Source organism: Neobacillus drentensis (assembly GCF_036966985.1).
Lineage (GTDB): Bacteria > Bacillota > Bacilli > Bacillales > Cytobacillaceae > Neobacillus > Neobacillus drentensis_E.
This window is the reverse complement of record NZ_JBALSN010000365.1, coordinates 1-14,786: the sequence shown is the minus strand read 5'-3', so window position 1 is coordinate 14,786 and position 14,786 is coordinate 1. Positions and strand designations below refer to the sequence as shown.

Here is a 14,786-nt window from a genome sequence, read left to right as displayed (position 1 = left end):
CTCCTCAACGGAATGGGCCCATTTTTTTCTTAGTCCCCTAGGACTAAAAAATATTGAATATGATGGGCTGAGATGGGAGTAATCGCCATAATTCGATATCCGATACTTAATAATTGTGACAACGTTTCTGCACAATTTTGACGTGGTGGCTCAATTGGAGCATGGTAACTTTTATAAAGATTTATGAATTGATTATTGTTTGTACAGTGAAGCAAGATCACATGTCTGCCGGTCCATGCTTGACCAATCATTGTCTGTGGTTGACCTTGAATTTCCCTTTTACTTCTCATAATGAACACCCTCATGTATTGATACAATAGATTATGGAAAAAACCTTGTACAATGTTCTTGAAAAATAAGGAAGATGTAATTAATTAACATTCCTAACACAATACGATAATTCTATAAGGTGTGGTTTGGGCGGGGATACTTTTTGTGGCTGGTCCATAAATGACAATAAGATCTCTATTCGCAGGGTTTCTTGTAAAGGGCTGCCCATTTGTTAAAAGTATTTGGGTATATGGAGATAAATTTAATCGTAATCGTCCATCACTACTCTCCAATTCATTATTAAAATAATCTACTTTTACATTCTGATATGGGCTTTTCTTTACCATGACAAGTGCTGGATATTGTGGAGGGTAAATGAGAATAGCAGGTGCATTTCCGTCATAATAACCAGTCACGCGATCTCCTACTGCCACCATTACATGGTCAACAAAGTAAGTCGTTGGTGACACAACGAAATTCACTATTGCTCCCGTGCCGTTTTCTACAGAAATTAATTTATTACAGCCTTCTCCTGTACCATTTTGTCCTACAAGGTCAGTAATCATGGTGACAGTTCCATGAAACGAAAAAAATTTTGTCATCCATTTACCTCCTATTCTTATATTATTTGTAGCCGACACTAGTTGGTACTGCTTAACTTTGTTCCAAAAATCTCTAGTGCCAATGATGTGGATATAAATTGAGTTCCATTCCATGTTAAAAGGTTCTCGGCATAACCTAATGTATCCGCATTAGACGTACCAATAATCCGTTGAAGAACAAGTAAATCATAACTAAGGCTTTTTCCATTTGTAACAATGGGATATACTGCTGCTGCAGCAAGAACTTCGCCTTTAACTGGCTGTTTTAATTTGCCATTTTCATCATATAGCTCAGATAGATAATCATACCCCTTGTAACTAATATCTAGTGTGAAAAGCAAATCTAATGAAGGGCTTCCTACAGTTACTTTATAAAAGTCCTCATAATTGACTTTGAAGGTATAACTTTTATTATATTTTTCAACATCAAACAATAGGCGTGGGATATTATTTCTGAGGGAGTAAATATAGAAAATACCGTATCCTCCGCTTCCACCCGTTTCAATACTTACCAAAATATCCAATATATTATCATTAGAAAAATCCCCCAGAAAGAGCTGAGCATTGTATCCAGCATTATTTTGAAGAATTATGGTTGAAATCTGTTTCGAACGCCCATCTTGAATGACGAGTGTAATTTGATCAGCGAAGATTTCAGTTTCACCGTTTTTTCTTCCATATAGATAGACGTAATCCACTATACCGTCACCTGTAACATCACCTTGCCTCATGTCAAGCAACACAATGTTTCCAGAATACGTATCATTACCATAGGTTTGTTGTTGAAATTGCCTGTACAAATAGATCCCCCTTCAAACATTTGCCTTTACTTGATTTACCATATGCAGGTAAATGCCTAGATGACACCAAAAGGTTAAGAAAATGATCTTTTTTATCGAAAAATAAATACACTTTTACCAAAGTACAAGTTGATAGGTAAATGACTTATGAATATGATGGTGTGAGTTTAATTGTAAAGGAGTGCAATTTATGTATCCTAATTACCTACCTCAGTATTATAACTATCCAACTAGTCAAGAAGATTATTTATATTCAACTCCGTACCAAGTGGAGAATTATTACCATTCCATTCCTGGTGACAGACAATTTGGTGGATTTCAACCTCCGTTTGCACCGCCAGGTCAAGGTCCAATGGGAGGACCGCCAACTTCACCACCACCGTTTGCACCACCAGGTCAAGGCTCAGAGGCAGGACCACCAACTTCACCACCGCCATCTTTTGTTCCTCAACAACAAGCATCAGCATATGCAGTTGACCCAGGCGGTATTAGAGGATGCTTATTTAGATACACGTATGTATGGCTGAGAGGTTTTGAACAATTCTGGTTTTATCCAACACATGTTGGTCGAAACTCTGTCTCAGGGTATCGTTGGACTGGATTTAGATGGGTTTATTTTGGAATAGACTTACGACAAATCCAATCGTTTACTTGCTTTTAATAAGACAACGGAAACTCCAAAAGAGAGCGGATTACGTTCCCTCTCTCTTTTATCGATGCTTAGTTTTCATTCTTTTAGTCTAGGTTTAGCAGGATCACAGTTTGGTGGATTAAGTTTTGTCGATTCTGCTAACTTCATTAGATAATAACATTCTTCACGGTACATATGATCCGCCATTAAGGGGGCAAAGGTTCCTAATGCTTGCTTACTTAGTCTAAGTTCTTCGATTTCCTGTAGAAAGTTTTGAAATAACTTAATTTCTAATTGGCTGTCTAAATTCATTTTATCCAAAGCAGGAAAAGCAGCTAGATTGGTTCTTAAATACCCTGCAAGTTCTACGGCTTTTAAGTAGAAATTTTCAAAATTCTTCATAAATGAATTACTTTTTTCTTTTAGTTTCTTTTCAACACCATCTAAATTGGTGGAAATTGCCTCTGCATGCCCTGCTGCATCTAATAACCACAAAAGGTGATGGTGGAGCTCGTGGTATACAGGTGGGACTTGCCCAGCCTTTAAGTGTTCTAAAATTCTTAAATACTCCTCTAACTCATTTACCATATGATTTATGAAGGTAGGTGAAAGGTGAATTTTTATTTTTCCAATCAGATGTTTTCTTAGCAAATCCAATTTAAATTCTCGTAAATTTATAACTTCGGATTGAGCTTCGCTGATTAATGGCACTAGATCTGCGGATTTCGCACGCTCCAGTAGTTTGTCAAATACTCGAATAAAAGTTAAGGCCTTTTCAATTTCCTCTTTTTGAACGGGGGCTAACGATTCGTATATAAACCTTGAATGATCACCTAATATTTGAAGCCAAAAACGGTGTTCAAATCTAGCAGTTTTCTCAAAGATATCATTCATGTTTATTCCTCCCACTTAGTAAACTACACACTATTTTGATGTTATTCTACTAACCTGCTTCTTATGAAAAAAAGCTGGAAAAAATAATCAGGTACCCAAGCTCGCTGCGAAAAGCTATTAACATCTTCTTGCAGGACAAGCATATGATGATGTAACCACCTTTTTACTGAAGGGGATGCTCTATTTTGACTTATTATAAATCGAAGTTAACTGCCTCGTTATATGCAACCATGTCGATTAGTTTTTGGGGAGTTTCCTTTGTATCGACGAAGGCTGTGTTAGGAAAATTGGATCCATATTCGTTACTCGTTGTGCGGTTTGGTATAGGATCCTTATTTTTGCTGTTGCTAATACTAATGCAGCGTAAGCGGTTACTCGTCTCCTTTACATATGTCCCACATTTGATGATCCTCGGCATCCTTGGGGTATTTGTTCATCAGATACTTCAAGCAACAGCTTTGTTGACGATTAACGCTTCATCTGCTGGTTGGCTTATTTCATTTTCCCCGATCTTTACAGTCATCCTTTCCATTCTCTTTTTACATGAAAAGTTGAGTATATCCAAGGCAGTAGGAATGGTGCTCGCGATAACTGGTGTCCTAATCGTCACTACAACAAGAAGTGGTCAATCCTTTCAGTTTTCTATTAATATTGGCTTCCTTCTTATGATGTTAAGCACATTAAATTGGGCGGTTTATTCAGTGCTTTTAAAAAGCTTAAAAATTCCATATTCTCCTCTCTTAATCACGTTTTATATGAGTTTAATAGGTTTGATTCTAACCACACCATTACTTATTAGAAATAAAGGCTGGGAATCACTCTCTCATCTGAACTATTCGGAGTGGGCCCATTTGTTGTTTCTTGGGGTTTTTGTTTCGGGAATTGCTTATTGGTACTGGGGTAGAGCACTTGAGGTGTTAGAGGCTTCAAAGGTTTCAATGTTTCTATATATGGAGCCGATCGCAACGTTAGTTGCTGCGGTTTTGCTTCTGGATGAAAAAGTTTTTCTCATAAGTGTTGCTGGGGGAATCATAATTATTATTGGAGTGAATATTGTTAACGGTCAGCTTATGCCTATGTTGGTCAACCTCTTTAAGAAAAAACGACGGTAGGAGGACAGCTTTATGACTTTGACAATGAAGCTACAGACTATTTTGGGTACTTTAAAAAGTCCATCTAAAGCAGATTTGAAAGCGGCTCTTTTAAAAATCGATCTGACTCTAGATGAACTTGCACAATTACCAGAACCATCCCCTGGAAAACCATACAATCGGAAGCTTCTTTTTAAAAACGAAGAAGTTGAACTGCTCGCCATGAATTGGTCAGAGTTGGAGTGTGCCCCCCATGATCATGGAAATTCCCACGGCTGGATACAAGTCCTTGCCGGCACTTCCATTAATTCAGTTTTTGAGGTAAAAGGAGAAGGCCTGCCTAACGAATTGTTTCATGAAATCCATCATAAAGGAAAATATTTTTATGCCCCGAAAAAGGGCATCCATAAAATGAAAGCTTCCACTAATACCGATTTGGTTACTCTCCATCTGTATTCCCCTCCTATCACCGGAATGATGGTCTACGACCTGCAAAAATGTGCGGCATGTGTGGTATCAGACGATTGTGGTGCATGGTGGCCGGATGAGCAATATCAGAAAGTGAAGGAAATACAACTTAGGAAGGTTAGTCCATAGCTATTGAGCAAAAAAGGGAGACCAATGTTCATTTACATTAGTCTCCCTTTCGTTTCATATTATTTTGAGTCTGCTAGTAAATCCTCATAAATTTCGTTATATTCCTTAGCGGATTGTAACCAACTGTAATCTTGACTCATCGCTTTTTGTACCAAGTTAGTCCAGTTCTCTTTTTGATGATAAAAATAAATGGCTCTTTTAATGGTATGGAGCATATCATGGGCGTTGAAATTTTTAAATGTGAAGCCGTTCCCATTACCTGTAAATTCATTATAAGAATGAACTGTATCATTTAAGCCGCCCGTTTCTCTAACAATAGGGATTGTTCCGTACTGCAAGGCAATAAGCTGCCCTAATCCACAAGGTTCAAACTGAGAAGGCATTAAGAATAAATCGGCTCCCGCATAAATTTGGTGTGCCAGTGATTCATTAAAGCCTATGTATACTCTAACTTTATCCGGATATTCATGTACCATTTGCTTTAAGAAGTTTTCATATGTAGGATCTCCAGAACCAAGAACAATGAATTGAATATCTTCCTGAATCATACTTTGAAATACATGGAGCAATAAGTCTAAGCCTTTTTGACTTGTTAAGCGTGTGACCATGGCAATGATCGGCGTATTTTCTTTTTCAGGCAGTCCAAAATATTGCTGCAATTCTTGTTTATTTTCCACTTTCCCTTCTAAGGAATCGAGATCAAAAGGAACTGCAATATCACTGTCTGTTTTAGGATTATAGGCCGTATCATCAATACCATTTACAATTCCGATTAACTTATGACGATATTTCCGTAAAAGTCCATCAAGTCTTTCGCCAAAATAGGGATTTTGTATTTCCTCTTTATATGTTGGGCTGACAGTGGTTACAATATCAGATGCAATGATACCGCCCTTCATAAAGCTAATATTCCCATAAAATTCAAGTTGTTCACTGTTAAAATATTGATGCCCTAAACCTAACTGCTCACTCATTACCTCATATGGAAAAATCCCTTGAAATTGTAAATTGTGAATCGTAAATACTGTTTTAATATCCTTATATATTGGAATATGTCGATAATGGGCATCTAATACAAAATTCACCATTCCTGTGTGCCAGTCATGACAATGGATTACATCAGGAATAAAATCCAGATGTGGAATACACTCTAGAACTGCCTTTGAGAAAAAAGAGAATCGCTCCCCATCATCATAATGACCATATAAGGAATCACGATAAAAATAATATTCGTTATCAATTAGATGATAGGTAATTCCTTCATGTTCTGCAGTAAGGATACCGCAGTATTGACTGCGAAATCCTACCTGTACATTTATCGCTTGTTGAAATTGAAATAAACTTTTAAGTTTTTCAGGAATTAAACTATAATTTGGTAAAATGACACGTACTTCAGTCCCTAACTTTTTTAACGCCTTAGGAAGTGCACCCGCTACATCCGCAAGGCCTCCTGTTTTGACAAACGGGACACACTCAGATACTGCAAATAAGACTTTCACTTTTTCTCAACGCCCCTTTTGAACTGTTCCTTTTTCTACTAGATAAGGTGTCTCTCTAGTTCCAGCTAGTTGTACTCCATTATCTATCTTGACATCCTTATCCAATATTACACCATCTAGGATACAATTCTCACCTATTTGACACTTCTGCATAATAATAGAATTACGAATCACAGCTCCTTTTCCAACTTTAACCGAACGGAAAAGAATACTATTTTCTACTTCTCCTTGAATAATACATCCATTTGCGATCATTGAGTTCGTAACCTTTGCAGCATTTTTGTATTGTGTTGGCGGCTCATCTTTTACCTTTGTAAAGATTGGCTCATTCTTCGTAAAAACCTGCTTCCATACGGTTGGCTGCAGCAAATCCAAACTATTTTGATAATAGCTTTGGAGGGAGTCAATTATGGTAATATAGCCAGCCCATTCATACATATTAATTTTAAATTTATGGCGTTTATCATGCACAACATCAAAAATCGTGTAATAACCTTGATTTTTGTATTGTTCAAACAGAGAGAGTAATAAATTTTTGTCCAAAATGTATGTTTGCAGCGATTGCCCATTATGAAACACCTCGGTAATATCCGCTTCTGTTTCAATATGGTGATCTAATATTTTACAAAAATCAATGGTTCCGATTGTATTGCAATTTGTAATCACTACGTATTTTTGCTTACTGCGTAAGAAATAGGTAATATTGTTTGCAAAATGGGCAAAAGAACCAAATCGCTCGATTCTTGAAGTGCCCTCAGGGGAAAAGACAAACAGACCATCACGCTTTCTGTCCAGGTCCCATTGTTTGCCTGACCCTAAATGATCGATCAGTGACCGAACTTCTTTTCCAGTGAAAATAGCCACATTGGTAATTCCCGAATTCACCATATTTGATAACATAAAATCGACTAATCGATATCGACCGGCAAACGGTAGAGATGCTAAAGAACGATGAGCAGTTAAGTTTTTAAACGAGTCAAACTCATTCGTTGCATTTATAATTCCAAGCATTGAACACGGCATAGGATCGACCTTCCTTTCTGTGGTTGTTAACTAATCTTCATCCGCATACAATATGACGGCATCATTGTTCTTTGATGGACGAATAACGGCATTGTCCTCCACTGTCATTCCTGGAGCGATAATGGCGCGTTCAATCACTGCATTTTTTCCAACATGGGCATTTGGCATGATCACTGAGTCTTGAATCACACTACCTTCCTCAACTGTAACGCCCTGGAACAAAACAGAATGCTTTATGGTCCCTTCTACAATACAGCCCTCATTAATTAATGACTCTTCAATGTGAGCGGTCGAGGCAATATATTGAGGCGGTTGATTTGGATTTACAGAGTAAATTCTCCAATTACGGTCATAAAGATCCAAGTCGGTTTCCTCTTTTAATAAATCCATATTGGCTTCCCACAAGCTGCCTACAGTCCCAACATCCTTCCAGTAACCCTTGAATGGATAAGCCACTACCTTTTTCTTTTCTTCCAGTAATAGAGGAATAATATCCTTGCCAAAATCATTGGAAGATTCAGGGTTTTTATCATCCATTTCTAAAAAGGTTCTTAAAACCGGCCATTTAAAAATGTAAATGCCCATTGATGCTAAGTTACTTTTTGGATCTTTCGGTTTTTCCTCAAATTCAATAATGTCTAAATCCACATTTGTATTCATAATCCCAAAACGGCTTGCTTCCTCCCAAGGTACTTCAATGACGGAGATGGAAACATCTGCCTCTTTATCAATATGATACGCTAGCATTTTGGAATAATCCATTTTATAAATGTGGTCACCTGAAAGAATGAGGACATATTCCGGATTGTATTGTTTTAAATAGTTTATATTTTGATAAATTGCGTTTGCAGTACCTTTATACCACCTAAGACCTGCTGTTTCCGAATAGGGAGGCAAGACGGTAACGCCGCCATTAATTCGATCTAAATCCCATGCATTTCCAATTCCGATATAGGTATGTAATACAAGGGGCAGATACTGAGTTAATACCCCAACTGTATCAATTCCTGAGTTTGTGCAATTACTTAATGGAAAATCAATAATTCGATATTTCCCTCCGAATGAAACAGCTGGTTTTGCTTTATGTCTTGTTAATGCACTTAATCGGCTACCTTGACCGCCTGCTAACAGCATGGCTACGCACTGTTTTTTCTTTCCCATTGCTTATACTCCCCTTTCTTGTTTTCACTGGCTGTAAGATGGATATTCCAAAAGGCGGGATGGTCATTTCTAAATGACTTGGCTGGTTGTGAAACGGTTTTTCAAGGGATTTGATTTTCTTTTTATTTATTTGCCCTGAACCACCAAAGGAAACCGCATCACTATTAAAAATTTCATTATAATATGCGTAGGATGGAACCCCGACTTTGAAGTTTTCATATACGACCTCTGTAAAATTACAAACTATAATTAGAAGATCGCTTTCTTTTTTTCCTTTTCTTATATAAGAGAAAATACTTTGATCTTTGTTATTAGCATCAATCCACTCAAATCCTTCATTTGAATGATCAAGCTCCCACAATGCTTTCGTACGTTTGTATAACTGCATTAATTCTTTAAAGTAATCATTCAAAACGCGGTGCATCTCAAAATCGTGTAACACCCAATCTAAATCCTCTAAATCCTTCCATTCATCAAACTGTCCAAATTCTCCGCCCATAAATAGGAGCTTTTTACCAGGGTGTGTCATTAGATACCCAAATAATAAGCGAAGTTGGGCGAATTTACGCCAATAATCACCTGGCATTTTATTTAACAGTGATTTTTTACCGTGTACAACTTCATCATGTGAGAATGGTAAGATGAAGTTTTCGGAATAAGCATACATTAAGGAAAAGGTTACTTTATCATGCAAAGACTTTCTGTTCTGAGGTTCTTCTTCCATGTATTTCAAAATATCATTCATCCAACCCATATTCCACTTATAGTTAAAGCCTAAACCACCTTCATAGGCAGGCCCTGTCACAAGCGGCCAATCTGTCGAATCTTCTGCAATCATTAGGACTGTAGGGTCGGTCTCAAAAACCACTTCATTCAAATTTCGTAAGAAGGATACCGCGTATTCATTTTTTTGAGAAATACCCCCGGCATTCCAGTACAGCATATTGGCAACTGCATCCACTCTAAATCCATCGACGTGATAGTATTTCATCCAGAATAGGGCATTTGAAATTAAGAAGCTTTTTACTTCACCTTTCCCCAAATCAAAATTGGCTGTTCCCCATACCTCGTTTTCCCGTACAAATATATCTTTATATTCATAAGTTGGCCTTCCATCAAACATATACAAACCGTGGGCATCTTTGCAAAAATGTCCAGGAACCCAATCAAGAATAACACCGATACCGCTTTGATGACATTGATCGATAAAATACATTAAATCGTGCGGACTCCCATAGCGACTTGTTGTAGAATAGTATCCTGTTCCTTGATATCCCCATGAACGATCATAGGGATGTTCAACAAGTGGCATTATTTCAATATGTGTAAAATGATGCTCAAGTACGTATGGAATTAGTTCAGCAGCTAACTCTCTATATGTATAAAATGTTTCTTCATCCTTTTTTCTCCACGAACCTAAATGAATCTCGTAAATGGCAAGCGGTTCTTCATAAATCCTTTTCTTTTTTTTATTTTTGAACCACTGTTGATCCTGCCAATCATATCCTTCAATATTATAAATTACAGACGCTGTGTGAGGCCTGACCTCTGAATAAAAGGCATATGGGTCTGCTTTTAAGAACTTATTTCCAGCTGCTGTTTCAATTTGATATTTATAGATTTCATTTTCTAGTAGGCCAGGTATAAATATTGACCATATTCCTTCATTATTTACCTTAGTCATTCCATGATTGCTGCCATCCCATTTATTGAAGTTTCCGACAACTTTCACTTCAATAGCATGAGGAGCCCAAACAGAGAAGCGAGTACCCTTTACTCCTTTTTGCGTTTCAGGATGAGCACCAAATACATTGTAGCTCTCGTATAAATTTCCTTCATGAAAAAGGTGTACTTCATAATCTGTAGGATGTGTTAAAATCACATTTTCACCTCTTTCTTTCATAGTGCCGGTTGGCTCTCTTGTAGTTTTTCATAAATCAATTGTTTAATTCATAACAATAAGAGTTACTAAAAAGTTGAAAACGACTCAGAAAAATCAGAGTCGCCTATGTTAATTATTGATATTTTTCAAATAATTATTTAATACTTTTCTATACCGCCAAATATCTTTAGTATCAACTGGGAATTCCTTTATGTCCCAATACGTTTGGTATTTCCGATGAGCAGTCAATGTGCCATCAGGATATTGCATAAACGTAAGGACTCCGTTGTTTTCTTCATCTTCTATGGCGATGTAGTGTTTCGAACCATCCCAGCTCCCCCAATCACCAAACCTCTCACAAAACTGCTCCACATTCGCTTTGCTTCGAATAATCATACCATTCACTCCCGCCTCTTTTTAATTTGATAGTATTATAACATACTAGATTGGTCTTTCATTAGAACTAGAGGTGTAAATGTCATAAAAATTCGCAATAATCAATGGATTCAAACATAGAAATAGTACAGAAATATTAATTCGGACCGTTCAAGCTTCAGGAGGCCCTTCCGATCCCTCAAATAATTAATCACGGAAAACTGCCTACTAAAAAATCCCCTACTAGATAGACTATTAATATCTAACTAGTAGGGGATTTTAATTTTATCAAAATCGTCTTTTTCGATTACGCAAGAACGATGGAATATCCAGAGATTCTTCTGTCTGTTCTGAGTGTCTGTCATAATCATGCACTTGTTCGTTACGGTTTATTGGGTTACGTTGTACTCGTTGCTCCCTTTGATATGTATTCGGTATCTCTTCCACTATTGGCTTTGTAGACATTTGTATTGTTGGCTCCTCTTTCTCAGTGAAGCCTGTGGCAATAACAGTCACAATAATTTCTTCCACTAAGTTTTCGTTTATGACTGAACCAAAAATCATATTTAATTCCTCATGAGAAGCAGAAGCAACGATATCAGCTGCCTCCTGTACTTCAAAAAGACTTAAATTATTTCCCCCAGTTATGTTCATGATCACACCATGAGCCCCATTAATGGAAGTTTCAAGTAATGGACTATTTAAGGCTTTCTCTGCAGCCTCAACAGCACGATTATTACCTTTGGCAATACCAATTCCCATTAACGCCGTTCCCTTATGGGACATAACGGTTTTCACGTCAGCAAAGTCCAGATTAATTAAACCTGGTACAGCAATTAAATCAGAAATTCCTTGAACCCCTTGGCGGAGTACATTATCCGCTTCACGGAAAGCTTCAATCATAGGAGTTTTTTTATCTACAATCTCTAATAAGCGATCGTTGGGGATAATAATCAAAGTGTCTACTGCTTCCCTCATCTCGCTAATTCCATTTTCTGCGTTAGCCGCACGCCTCTTGCCTTCAAATTTAAACGGACGTGTTACAACCCCAATTGTCAAGGCACCAAGATTACGGGCAATTTCTGCAATGGCTGGCGCTGCGCCAGTCCCCGTACCACCGCCCATTCCTGCTGTAACAAAAACCATGTCTGCGCCTTCTAACACTTCCTTTATTTGCTGTTTACTTTCTTCCACAGCTCTTCTACCTATTTCCGGATTCGCTCCTGCTCCCAAACCTCTTGTCAATGCTGTACCGATTTGCATCGTAACCGCTGCTTTTGATTGATTAAGGGCTTGTGCATCTGTATTTACGGCAATAAATTCTACACCCTCAACGCCTTCGTCGATCATACGATTCACGGCGTTGTTTCCCCCGCCGCCTACACCGATGACTTTAATCGTGGCGAGTTGGTCCATAGATGTATCAAATTCTAACATGTTCATTCTCCTCTATAGTAGTTTAGGTGGCAGGATATTTTCCTGATACATTACAATAATCGCAGACCAAAATTTTATCTTGATAAGAAATAAAGGCGGTTATTATGATTTAGTTGTAGTCTACTTAACTATAAATTTATTGTCCAGTTAAGATACACCTATTTATTTGATTTAAAAATAGTAAAAAAAACACACCTTCAAATATTGAGAAGTGCCAGATCTAAAAAGTAAAAAAAGGGAAACCATTGTGGTTTATTCACATTGGTTTCCCTTTTCATTCATGCCTTTAAGCGATTATTATAATGAGCAAGTCGGTCTAAATCCGCTGTCATTCTGCGACACCTAATATAGTCCTTTTTACGGCGTTTTTCGACTCTCATTCTCACTGTATGATGTCTACTGTAGTCTTCATAACCTACACCATGGGCACTACGCATCGCTTTTTCCATTTCGCTCGTATAACTTAATTGTAAATGATTGATAACAAATCATTCCTTTCAGTTTTTTTCACATGGCGAATTGTTCTATAACGTAGTTTTCATCTTAACATTTATATCCTAGGTCACACAAAGTCGAAATATCTGTGTATTTTGCTGTATAAAAGAATGTCATCCAAACTCGTGAATATACCTCTGACATCCTAACCTTTTTAGCCATATCCTTCCATATAATGCTTAAACCTATAATTCTCAATGCTGATTATCAGCGACTGAATTGACTTGCAAATAGATAAAAACATCTAACTAGTACAGAAGATTGATTTTCTAATTAATGAAAGGAAATTCTCAGCGATTTATAGAAGTGTTAAATTGGAGGTGCAGTGTTATGACGACCAAATATTCACCTAGTGATTTACAGGAATTGCTTGGAATTGACGCGAGTACATTACGGAAGTATGCCTCTCTCTTGGAAGGACATGGGTATCCAGTTCAGCGCAATAATAGAGGTCATAGAACATATTTTGAAAAAGATGTTATTACACTCCGCAAGTTAATCGAATTCTGTAACCAAGAGGGTATGACGATGGATCGTTCTGCCGAAGCAGTGATGACATGGGTTTCTGAAGAATATAAACTGGTAACCCTTTCGGAAGAGGTACCGTTACAGACTAGTAATGATGGGGATCTTGAGCAGAATACTGACACTAATGAGTTATTGGATCGTATAGAACATTTGGAGCAAATAAACGTAGAATTAATCAAACTTTTGAAGGAGAAGGCAGTTCGGGAAGCTAAGCAAGAAGAGAAAATCAATCTAATTTTCAAGTATGTAGAACGGATGGAGCAACTCGAGAAAGAACGAAGTAAAATGTTTAATGAAGAAACCAGAAAGCAAATCGCAGCTGCAGAGCAAAGGAAATGGTGGCAATGGTGGCGATGAGAAAAGCCGTGCTTGCGATAAGCATGGCTTCTTTTACAAATATAAATTTTTGCTACTTAGTCTTTGATCTTTGCATTCTTTTACTCTTATATTGTTCAAAATCCCATTTCGATAAAAATTCTTTTGTAGAAGCATAACCTGACATATAGAGAAAATCGATTTCATCCTTATCCAGTTCAAAATCAGTAGCATTGATATCACCTGTTGGAATTTGAATAGTCCGTTCAATTGCATCTTTGTTCAGATATCGTAAATCATGGGCTTGAATCATCGTTTTAATAATATTTTTAAAAAGGTGGAGGGGGGTTGGTATAACAGCATCTATGTTAACTTTATCTTTCACAAAACGGAAGCCAAACGTTGGAAACCGAGGATTGTCCGTATCAAATATCCATATTGGGAAGTTACTTAGTAAACCACCATCTAAAATGTAAGATTTTATACTGTCTTTTGATTTCCAAATAACTGGACGGTAGAAAAACGGCAGAGAGGCACTCATCATAACGGCGGTTGAAATTTTTAATTCAGCAGGAGTCATCCCATAGCGTTCCAAATCATCCGGCAAAATAAGCATCTGCCCATTCGATACATCAGAAGCAATTATCTTCAATTTATCTTTTGGAAGATCGGCAAACGTCTTAATCCCTTTTTCTGTAAGAAGCGAATCCAGCCATGTTTCCAAATAATCATTTTTATACATACCAAGATGAAACAGTAGTTCTAATAAGGAGCCGAAAATAGGAATTCTATTCAAGTACGTCCTGCCCCGAAGTTTAGAAAAATCCAGTTTACTTAGGTGACCTCTAATTTCATAGCTTTTATAACCGCTTGCCAAAAGAGCAGCGATGATAGCTCCCGCTGATGTTCCAGCCAATCTTTGCCACTCTACTTTTTCCTCTTCCATTGCATGAATCGCTCCAATAAAAGCAATTCCCCTAGCCCCACCACCTTCAAAAACAGCATCTGCCTTCAATTTTTTCCACCTCACGATTTATAATTTCATAGTATATCCTGCCTTTTTCATTTATTAGTAGAATTCAAATGGGCATTAATACTCTGTAATAGTATCTTTATAGTATACTGACTGTGAATATGCGTCGAAAGCCATATTTACCATTTCTTTCTACCTCAGCCACTATTATAT

At 37.4% G+C, this 14,786-nt stretch carries 15 protein-coding genes; 4 read left to right on the top strand and 11 right to left on the bottom strand.

Features of this window, described 5'->3' with window-relative positions; genetic code table 11:
* Positions 1 to 29 precede the first annotated feature (29 nt).
* From V7659_RS22070 to V7659_RS22060, 3 genes are all read right to left on the bottom strand, one after another.
* Positions 30 to 290 (bottom strand): hypothetical protein, encoded by a 261-nt coding sequence (locus tag V7659_RS22070; RefSeq protein ID WP_335542300.1) that lies wholly within the window; start codon positions 288 to 290, stop codon positions 30 to 32.
* A gap of 93 nt (positions 291 to 383) precedes the next feature.
* Complete coding sequence (locus V7659_RS22065) at positions 384 to 872, bottom strand: hypothetical protein (protein WP_335542298.1); 489 nt, start codon at positions 870 to 872, stop codon at positions 384 to 386.
* Between the two features lie 38 nt (positions 873 to 910).
* Positions 911 to 1,672 (bottom strand): VCBS repeat-containing protein, encoded by a 762-nt coding sequence (locus tag V7659_RS22060; protein WP_335542297.1) that lies wholly within the window; start codon positions 1,670 to 1,672, stop codon positions 911 to 913.
* Between the two features lie 190 nt (positions 1,673 to 1,862).
* On the opposite strand from V7659_RS22060, the gene V7659_RS22055 reads away from it, so the two are divergent.
* On the top strand, positions 1,863 to 2,333 hold the full coding sequence (locus V7659_RS22055) for a hypothetical protein (RefSeq protein ID WP_335542295.1): 471 nt from the start codon (positions 1,863 to 1,865) through the stop codon (positions 2,331 to 2,333).
* A gap of 66 nt (positions 2,334 to 2,399) precedes the next feature.
* On the opposite strand, the gene V7659_RS22050 is transcribed toward V7659_RS22055, so the two are convergent.
* On the bottom strand, positions 2,400 to 3,197 hold the full coding sequence (locus V7659_RS22050; protein ID WP_335542292.1) for a DUF2935 domain-containing protein: 798 nt from the start codon (positions 3,195 to 3,197) through the stop codon (positions 2,400 to 2,402).
* 185 nt (positions 3,198 to 3,382) lie between these two features.
* Between V7659_RS22050 and V7659_RS22045 the strand changes: the two genes are divergently transcribed.
* Both V7659_RS22045 and V7659_RS22040 read left to right on the top strand, forming a co-directional pair.
* Positions 3,383 to 4,309 (top strand): DMT family transporter, encoded by a 927-nt coding sequence (locus tag V7659_RS22045; RefSeq protein ID WP_335542290.1) that lies wholly within the window; start codon positions 3,383 to 3,385, stop codon positions 4,307 to 4,309.
* Positions 4,310 to 4,321: 12 nt separating this feature from the next.
* Positions 4,322 to 4,885 (top strand): cysteine dioxygenase, encoded by a 564-nt coding sequence (locus V7659_RS22040; RefSeq protein ID WP_335542288.1) that lies wholly within the window; start codon positions 4,322 to 4,324, stop codon positions 4,883 to 4,885.
* 59 nt (positions 4,886 to 4,944) lie between these two features.
* Here V7659_RS22040 and glgA read toward each other — a convergent pair whose 3' ends face one another.
* The 6 genes from glgA to ftsZ all read right to left on the bottom strand — a co-directional run bounded on the left by glgA (position 4,945) and on the right by ftsZ (position 12,262).
* Positions 4,945 to 6,384 carry a glycogen synthase GlgA gene (glgA, locus tag V7659_RS22035; RefSeq protein WP_335542287.1) on the bottom strand — a complete coding sequence of 480 codons (1,440 nt, stop codon included), beginning with the start codon at positions 6,382 to 6,384 and terminating at the stop codon, positions 4,945 to 4,947.
* A 6-nt stretch (positions 6,385 to 6,390) separates the two neighbouring features.
* Positions 6,391 to 7,407: a sugar phosphate nucleotidyltransferase gene (locus V7659_RS22030; protein ID WP_335542285.1), complete on the bottom strand. Its 1,017-nt coding sequence runs from the start codon at positions 7,405 to 7,407 to the stop codon at positions 6,391 to 6,393.
* A 30-nt stretch (positions 7,408 to 7,437) separates the two neighbouring features.
* Positions 7,438 to 8,568 (bottom strand): glucose-1-phosphate adenylyltransferase, encoded by a 1,131-nt coding sequence (locus V7659_RS22025; protein WP_335542283.1) that lies wholly within the window; start codon positions 8,566 to 8,568, stop codon positions 7,438 to 7,440.
* Entirely contained in the window at positions 8,516 to 10,471 is a 1,956-nt protein-coding gene (gene glgB / locus V7659_RS22020; protein ID WP_335542281.1) for a 1,4-alpha-glucan branching enzyme, read from the bottom strand. Before glgB ends, V7659_RS22025 begins: the two co-directional genes overlap by 53 nt.
* A gap of 108 nt (positions 10,472 to 10,579) precedes the next feature.
* Positions 10,580 to 10,846, bottom strand: coding sequence for a hypothetical protein (locus V7659_RS22015; protein ID WP_335542280.1), 267 nt, complete (start codon positions 10,844 to 10,846; stop codon positions 10,580 to 10,582).
* Positions 10,847 to 11,113: 267 nt separating this feature from the next.
* Positions 11,114 to 12,262, bottom strand: a complete 1,149-nt coding sequence (gene ftsZ / locus V7659_RS22010; protein ID WP_335542278.1) for a cell division protein FtsZ — start codon at positions 12,260 to 12,262, stop codon at positions 11,114 to 11,116.
* Positions 12,263 to 13,087: 825 nt separating this feature from the next.
* Here ftsZ and V7659_RS22005 point away from each other — a divergent pair.
* Positions 13,088 to 13,642: a MerR family transcriptional regulator gene (locus V7659_RS22005; RefSeq protein ID WP_335542276.1), complete on the top strand. Its 555-nt coding sequence runs from the start codon at positions 13,088 to 13,090 to the stop codon at positions 13,640 to 13,642.
* A gap of 52 nt (positions 13,643 to 13,694) precedes the next feature.
* On the opposite strand, the gene V7659_RS22000 is transcribed toward V7659_RS22005, so the two are convergent.
* Positions 13,695 to 14,615 (bottom strand): patatin-like phospholipase family protein, encoded by a 921-nt coding sequence (locus V7659_RS22000; RefSeq protein ID WP_335542274.1) that lies wholly within the window; start codon positions 14,613 to 14,615, stop codon positions 13,695 to 13,697.
* Positions 14,616 to 14,786 lie beyond the last annotated feature (171 nt).

Excerpts from the sequence above, each read along its gene's own strand:
- ftsZ (WP_335542278.1), bottom strand. The coding sequence starts at position 12,262 with ATGTTAGAATTTGATACATCTATGGACCAACTCGCCACGATTAAAGTC.
- V7659_RS22005 (WP_335542276.1), top strand. The coding sequence starts at position 13,088 with ATGACGACCAAATATTCACCTAGTGATTTACAGGAATTGCTTGGAATT.
- V7659_RS22055 (WP_335542295.1), top strand. The coding sequence starts at position 1,863 with ATGTATCCTAATTACCTACCTCAGTATTATAACTATCCAACTAGTCAA.
- V7659_RS22050 (WP_335542292.1), bottom strand. The coding sequence starts at position 3,197 with ATGAATGATATCTTTGAGAAAACTGCTAGATTTGAACACCGTTTTTGG.
- V7659_RS22030 (WP_335542285.1), bottom strand. The coding sequence starts at position 7,407 with ATGCCGTGTTCAATGCTTGGAATTATAAATGCAACGAATGAGTTTGAC.
- glgB (WP_335542281.1), bottom strand. The coding sequence starts at position 10,471 with ATGAAAGAAAGAGGTGAAAATGTGATTTTAACACATCCTACAGATTAT.
- V7659_RS22070 (WP_335542300.1), bottom strand. The coding sequence starts at position 290 with ATGAGAAGTAAAAGGGAAATTCAAGGTCAACCACAGACAATGATTGGT.
- V7659_RS22025 (WP_335542283.1), bottom strand. The coding sequence starts at position 8,568 with ATGGGAAAGAAAAAACAGTGCGTAGCCATGCTGTTAGCAGGCGGTCAA.
- V7659_RS22065 (WP_335542298.1), bottom strand. The coding sequence starts at position 872 with ATGACAAAATTTTTTTCGTTTCATGGAACTGTCACCATGATTACTGAC.
- V7659_RS22040 (WP_335542288.1), top strand. The coding sequence starts at position 4,322 with ATGACTTTGACAATGAAGCTACAGACTATTTTGGGTACTTTAAAAAGT.
- V7659_RS22015 (WP_335542280.1), bottom strand. The coding sequence starts at position 10,846 with ATGATTATTCGAAGCAAAGCGAATGTGGAGCAGTTTTGTGAGAGGTTT.